The following is a 6,983-nucleotide window of genomic DNA, read 5'->3' on the forward strand; positions in this document are numbered from 1 at the left end:
ACGGTCTCCTCGATCGTCAACTTCGGTGCCTTCGTCGACCTCGGTGGTGTCGACGGCCTGGTGCACGTCTCCGAACTCTCCTGGAAGCACATCGACCATCCCTCCGAGGTCGTCGAGGTGGGCCAGGAGGTCACGGTCGAGGTCCTGGACGTCGACATGGACCGTGAGCGTGTCTCCCTGTCGCTCAAGGCGACACAGGAGGACCCGTGGCAGGCCTTCGCACGTACCCACGCCATCGGCCAGGTCGTGCCGGGCAAGGTCACCAAGCTCGTCCCCTTCGGCGCGTTCGTCCGCGTCGAGGACGGCATCGAGGGCCTGGTCCACATCTCCGAGCTCGCCCAGCGCCACGTCGACCTGCCCGAGCAGGTCGTCAAGGTCGGTGACGAGGTCTTCGTCAAGGTCATCGACATCGACCTCGAGCGCCGCCGGATCTCGCTGTCCCTCAAGCAGGCCAACGAGGGCGTCGACCCCAACTCCGACGACTTCGACCCCTCCCTGTACGGGATGGCCGCCGAGTACGACGAGAACGGCAACTACAAGTACCCCGAGGGCTTCGATCCCGAGACCCAGGAGTGGATGGAGGGCTACGAGGCCCAGCGCGAGGCCTGGGAGGCCCAGTACGCCGAGGCCCAGGCCCGGTGGGAGGCCCACAAGGCCCAGGTCGCCCGCGCCCAGGAGCAGGACCAGGAAGCCACCACCGCAGTCGAGGAGCAGGCCTCCTACTCCTCGGCCCCCGTCGACAACGCCGGCACGCTGGCGTCCGACGAGGCCCTGGCGGCCCTGCGCGAGAAGCTGACCTCCAGCAACTGATCCCGTCCGCCCTCCGGGGCGGTGGGATCGAGGGGTGTGGGCACCACCTTCGGGTGGTGCCCACACCCCTCTCGCGTGCCCGGCGATAGCCTTGGACCATGCTGATCCTCGTCACCGGGTTCGAACCCTTCGCAGGGGACGGGACCAATGCCTCCTGGGAGGCGGTGCGCCGCCTCCCCGACACGCTGTCCGGCGGCCCGGTCACACTGGTCAGACGCCTCCTGCCCGTCTCCTTCACCCGGGCACCCGAGGAGATCGCGGGGCTCGTGGACACGCTGCGCCCCGATGCCGTGGTCTGCACGGGACTCGCAGCCACCCGGACCTCGGTCGGCGTGGAGACGACGGCACGCAACACGATGGCGGCGCGCGCCCCGGACGGGGACGGATGGTGTCCCCAGGACCTGCCCGTGGAGGCGGGTGCACCGCAGGTGCTCCACACGGGCCTGCCGGTCGGGCGGCTCGTGGCCGCCGTCGCGGAGCGGGGGGTCCCGGTCTCCCCGAGCGGGGACGCCGGTACCTTCGTCTGCAACGCCACCTACTTCTCGGCTCTGCGCAGCCTCGCCCAGACCCGCCCGGGTCCCCTCCCCGTGCCGGTGCCCGCGGTCTTCGTGCACCTGCCCCCGGAGGGGGTGCTGCCCACCGACCGGGCCGTGGACGCCCTGCTCGGCGTCCTGGAGGAATGCGCGGCGGAGCTGTGGGCCCCCTCCGACCGGACGGGCACCCTGCGCCACGGTGGGGCGCGCGCGGCCCTGCTGCGCCCGGTCGTCCTCCCCCTCCGGCGTGCGCCGCGCATCGGGGTCTCCGGGGGCATCGGGACGGGCAAGTCCACGGTCACGCAGGTCCTGGCGGACCGTGGGGCGGTGGTCGCGGACGCCGATGACCTGGCCCGCCGGGTCGTCGCCCCCGGCACGGAGGGTCTGGCGTCAGTGGTCGACGCCTTCGGCACGCAGGTCCTGGCCGACGACGGCAGCCTGGACCGGGCGGCGCTCGCCCGCCTGGTCTTCTCCGACGAGCAGGCCCGTGGACGCCTCGAGGCGATCACCCATCCCCTCATCGCGCGGGCGGCCCGGGACGTCATGCGTTCCGCCCCGGCGAACTCCCTCGCCGTCTACGACGTGCCACTGCTCGTCGAGACGGGCATGGAGGACCTGTTCGACGTCGTGCTCATGGTCGACGCGCCGGAGGGGACGCGACTGGAACGCCTGGAGGCACGCGGTCTCGACCGGACCGACGCGCGGGCCCGGATCGCGTCCCAGGCGGGGGTGGTCGAACGGCGCGCGGTGTCCACGATCTGGGTGGACAACGCCGGGACGCGGGAGGACCTGCGCGGCGTCGCCGACGCCCTCGTCAGCGCCTGGCTGACCCGCTGAGGGGGTGCCCCCGTGGCAGTGGGGGAGGGCAAAGCCGACCGGGCGCGTCCGTCGCGTGCGTGGCGCGGGGGCGCCCTCGTACCCCGGGGACGAGGGCGGACCTCGATGCCGGAACTGAGCGGACCTCGATGCCGGAACTGAGCGGACCTCGGCGGAAGGGGGTGGGGTGGCCAGGGTCGCAGTCCCCGCCTCGTCGATGCCCATGGTGTCGCCTACGGTGGGGACATGACCACCCAGCAACCGCTCCTGCGCCAGGAACACCCCTTCGAGGTCGTCTCCGACTACACCCCCTCCGGCGACCAGCCCACGGCCATCCACGAACTCGCCGAACGCCTGGAGGCGGGGGAGCAGGACATCGTCCTCATGGGTGCCACGGGCACCGGCAAGTCGGCGACCACCGCCTGGCTCATCGAGAAGGTCCAGCGTCCCGCGCTGATCATGGAGCCCAACAAGACGCTCGCCGCCCAGCTGGCGGCGGAGTTCCGGGGCCTGCTGCCCCACAACGCGGTGGAGTACTTCGTCAGCTACTACGACTACTACCAGCCCGAGGCCTACGTGCCCCAGACCGACACCTACATCGAGAAGGACTCCTCGATCAACGACGAGGTGGAGCGCTTGCGCCACTCGGCCACGAACTCGCTGCTGACCAGGCGCGACACCGTGGTCGTGTCCTCCGTGTCCTGCATCTACGGCCTGGGCACCCCCGAGGAGTACGTGGCCCGCATGGTGGAGCTCACCCGCGGCATGCACATCGACCGCGACGAACTGCTGCGCCGGTTCGTGGGCATGCAGTACGTCCGCAACGACATGGCCTTCACGCGCGGCACGTTCCGCGTGCGTGGGGACACCATCGAGATCATCCCCGTCTACGAGGAACTCGCCATCCGCATCGAGATGTTCGGCGACGAGGTCGACCAGCTCGCCGTGCTCCACCCGCTGACGGGTGACGTGATCCGCGAGGTCGACCAGATCCACCTCTTCCCCGCCTCCCACTACGTGGCCGGTGAGGAGCGCATGGCCCGTGCGATCCGGACCATCGAGGAGGAGCTCGAGGACCGGCTTGCCTGGTTCGAGTCCCAGGGGAAGCTCCTGGAGGCCCAACGCCTGCGCATGCGCACCACCTACGACCTCGAGATGATGAGGGAGATCGGGACCTGCTCGGGCATCGAGAACTACTCCCGCCACATCGACGGACGCGGGCCCGGCACCCCGCCCCACACCCTCCTGGACTACTTCCCCGACGACTTCCTCCTCATCATCGACGAGTCGCACGTGACCGTCCCCCAGATCGGGGGCATGTTCGAGGGCGACATGTCGCGCAAGCGCACCCTCGTCGACCACGGCTTCAGGCTGCCCTCCGCCATGGACAACCGCCCCCTCAAGTGGGAGGAGTTCCAGGAGCGCATCGGTCAGACGGTCTACCTCTCCGCCACCCCGGGGCCCTACGAGATGGAACGCTCCGACGGGGTCGTGGAGCAGATCATCCGGCCCACCGGCCTGGTCGACCGAAGGTCGTCGTCAAGCCCACCGCCGGTCAGATCGACGACCTCCTGGAGGAGATCCGCGTGCGCGTGGCCCGCCAGGAGCGCGTGCTCGTCACCACCCTGACGAAGAAGATGGCGGAGGACCTCACCACCTACCTCGCCGAGCGCGGCATCCGTGTGGAGTACCTCCACTCCGACGTCGACACCCTGCGCCGCGTCGAACTGCTGCGTGAACTGCGACAGGGGAAGTTCGACGTGCTCGTCGGGATCAACCTGCTGCGTGAGGGACTCGACCTGCCCGAGGTGTCCCTGGTCTCAATCCTCGACGCCGACAAGGAGGGTTTCCTGCGCTCCACCCGCTCCCTCATCCAGACGATCGGGCGCGCGGCGCGCAACGTCTCCGGTGAGGTGCACATGTACGCCGACACCGTCACCGACTCCATGCGCGAGGCGATCTCGGAGACCGAGAGGCGCCGCGAACGCCAGATCGCCTACAACACGGAGCACGGCATCGACCCCCAGCCGCTGCGCAAGAAGATCTCCGACGTCACCGACATGTTGGCCCGCGAGGAGGTGGACACGGAGTCCCTGCTCGAGGGCGGCTACCGCCGGGAGCGCTCGGGGCGTCCCATCGGGCACGCCCGGGCCTCCGAGGAGGTCCTCCAGCAGGCCAGGGGCGCACGGGAGCGACTGGGGAAGGCCGCCGAGCAGGAGCTGGTCGACCTCATCGAGGAGCTCTCCGCCCAGATGCGCCAGGCCGCGGAGGACCTCCAGTTCGAGGTCGCGGCACGCCTGCGGGACGAGGTCTCCGACCTCAAGAAGGAACTGCGCCAGATGCGCGCCGCGAACTGAGGGGACCACCGCCGTGCCGGCACCGGTCTGTGCAGCCGGGCCGTCCTCCCGGACGCGCGGCGCCCGCCGTGGCCGCCGCCCGACCGTCCGGTAGACTCTCGCGACGAGGGGAGTAATCCCGACAAGCGTGGCACCGTCATCACGGCGGACGCACACCGGCACCGCCGGTGGGGCGACTGCTCGGTGCCGCCGCCCGTGGCCGCTGTGCCGGCGACGCGGGTGGGAAGAGACCTCGTCCCGTCTTCCCCTGGCACCTGAGAGGTTTCCCTTGGACGTTCACGCGTTGGGCTGGATCGGCCTCGCGGCCATTGTCCTGGTTCTCATCACCATCGACATCGTGGGGCACGTGCGTTCACCGCACATCCCCTCCATGAAGGAGTCCGTGTGGTGGACGGTGGGCTACATCGTCCTCGCCCTCGTCTTCGGCCTGGTCATCTGGGCCGTGTACGGCGCGACCTACGCCGGGGAGTACTACGCCGGCTACATCACGGAGAAGTCCCTGTCCCTGGACAACCTCTTCGTCTTCATCATCATCATGGAGACGTTCCGGGTCCCGCGCCAGTACCAGCAGAAGGCGCTCCTGTCGGGCATCATCATCGCCCTCGTGCTGCGCCTCGTCTTCATCCTCGTCGGCGCCGCACTCATCGAACGCTTCTCGTGGATCTTCTTCCTCTTCGGCGCCTGGCTCCTGTGGACCGCGTGGTCGCAGGCACGCCAGGGCCTCCAGGAGCCCCTCTCGGAGGCCGAGGAGTACCGGGAGACCCGCTTCGTGCGCATCGTGCGGCGCATCTTCCCCGTGACCGACGGCTTCGTCTCCGACCGCTTCCTCCACCGCCACGGGGGGAAGACCTACCTGACACCCCTCCTGCTCGTGGTCGTCGCCCTGGGGTCCGCGGACCTGATGTTCGCCTTCGACTCGATCCCCGCGATCTTCGGGCTCACCAGTGAGCCCTACCTGGTGTTCGCGGCCAACGCCTTCTCCCTGCTGGGCCTGCGCCAGCTCTACTTCGTCATCGACGGCCTCCTGGAGAAGCTCGTCTACCTGCACTACGGCCTCGCCGCGATCCTCGGGTTCATCGGGGTGAAGCTGATCCTGCACGCCCTGCACGACAACTCGCTCCCCTTCATCAACGGCGGCCGGGGTCTGGAGGGCGTCCCCGACATCGGGATCCCGCTCTCCCTCGGGTTCATCGGCGCCACGTTGGCGATCACGGTGGTGGCCTCCGTCCTGCGGTCACGGCACGTGGCGGGCAGAGGTGACGGCCCCGTGTCCGGAACCGCCCACGAGGGCGACCTCTGAGCGGGCGCAGGAGCATGGACGCAGCGACCACCGGCACCGGCACCGGCACCGGACTCACGACGGCACAGGTCGAGGAGCGACGCGCGCGCGGGTTGACCAACCACGTCGAGTCGGCGACCTCCCGCTCACTGGGGTCCATCGCCCGGGCAAACCTGCTCACGCTCTTCAACGCGATCCTCACCGTGGCAGTGGTGGTGGTGCTCCTGGTGGGCAATTGGCGCGACGCGGTGTTCGGTTTCGTCATGGTGTTCAATGCCGCCATCGGCATCGCCTCGGAGTACCGCGCCAAGCGGACCCTCGACGCCCTGGCGATCGTGGACGCCCCCAGGGCCACGGTCCTGCGCGACGGGGGCCGGCTGGAGGTGCCGGTCGGGGACCTGGTGCTCGACGACGTCGTCGAGGTGTCCATGGGGGACCAGGTGCCCGTCGACGGCGAGATGGTGGAGGCACGCGGACTCGAGGTCGACGAGTCCATGCTGACCGGTGAGTCGGTGCCCGTGCGCAAGGGGGTCGGTGAACCGGTCCTCGCGGGCACCGCCGTCGTCGCAGGCGCCGGGACCCTGCGTGCGACCGCGGTCGGGGAGGACGTCTACGCGCAGGGTCTCACCCGGGAGGCCAGACGCTTCTCGTTGGCGACCTCCGAGATACAGCAGGGCATCAACGAGGTGCTGCGTGTCATCTCCGCCGTCATCGTGCCCGTGGTCGTCCTCATGGTGTGGTCCCAGACGCGGGTCCTCTCCGCGGAGGGTCCCGAGGCCTGGCGCCACGCCCTCGTCCTGGCGGTCGCCGCGGTGGTCGGCATGATCCCGCAGGGCCTGGTGCTCCTGACCTCCATGAACTTCGCCCTCGGCTCCGCCACCCTCGCCCGTCGTGGGGTCCTGGTCCAGGAGCTCCCCGCGGTGGAGGTCCTCGCCCGCGTCGACGCGCTGTGCGTCGACAAGACGGGCACCCTGACCACGGGTGGCATCCGCGTGCGCTCGGTGGAGGACCTCACCGGGCCGGGTGACCCCGGTCCCGAGGAGTGCCGGCGCGCCCTCGCCCACCTCAGTGGGGACCGGACCAACGCCACCGCCCGCGCCATCGCCGACAGCCTCGACGTGCAGGCCCGGGACGGGGACCACGACCCGGAACCCCCGGAGACGACCGGACGGACACCCCGGGACGGGG

Annotated in this window: 4 protein-coding genes and 1 pseudogene; all 5 read left to right on the forward strand. The window is 70.2% G+C overall.

Annotation, left to right across the window (positions count from 1 at the left end):
• A partial coding sequence (locus TA90_RS05735; RefSeq protein ID WP_043535056.1) for a S1 RNA-binding domain-containing protein occupies positions 1-810 on the forward strand: 810 nt, incomplete at its 5' end.
• 98 nt (positions 811-908) lie between these two features.
• A complete protein-coding gene (gene coaE, locus TA90_RS13785) occupies positions 909-2,180 on the forward strand; it encodes a dephospho-CoA kinase (protein WP_074015318.1) in 1,272 nt (423 codons plus the stop codon).
• 225 nt (positions 2,181-2,405) lie between these two features.
• A pseudogene (uvrB, locus tag TA90_RS05745) lies at positions 2,406-4,516 on the forward strand (excinuclease ABC subunit UvrB).
• A gap of 268 nt (positions 4,517-4,784) precedes the next feature.
• Positions 4,785-5,816 (forward strand): TerC family protein, encoded by a 1,032-nt coding sequence (locus TA90_RS05750; protein ID WP_043535057.1) that lies wholly within the window; start codon positions 4,785-4,787, stop codon positions 5,814-5,816.
• Between the two features lie 14 nt (positions 5,817-5,830).
• Positions 5,831-6,983: HAD-IC family P-type ATPase (locus TA90_RS05755; protein ID WP_147513395.1), on the forward strand; the 1,153-nt coding region annotated here is incomplete at its 3' end.

The sequence above is a fragment of the Actinomyces polynesiensis genome (assembly GCF_000820725.1).
Taxonomy (GTDB): domain Bacteria; phylum Actinomycetota; class Actinomycetes; order Actinomycetales; family Actinomycetaceae; genus Pauljensenia; species Pauljensenia polynesiensis.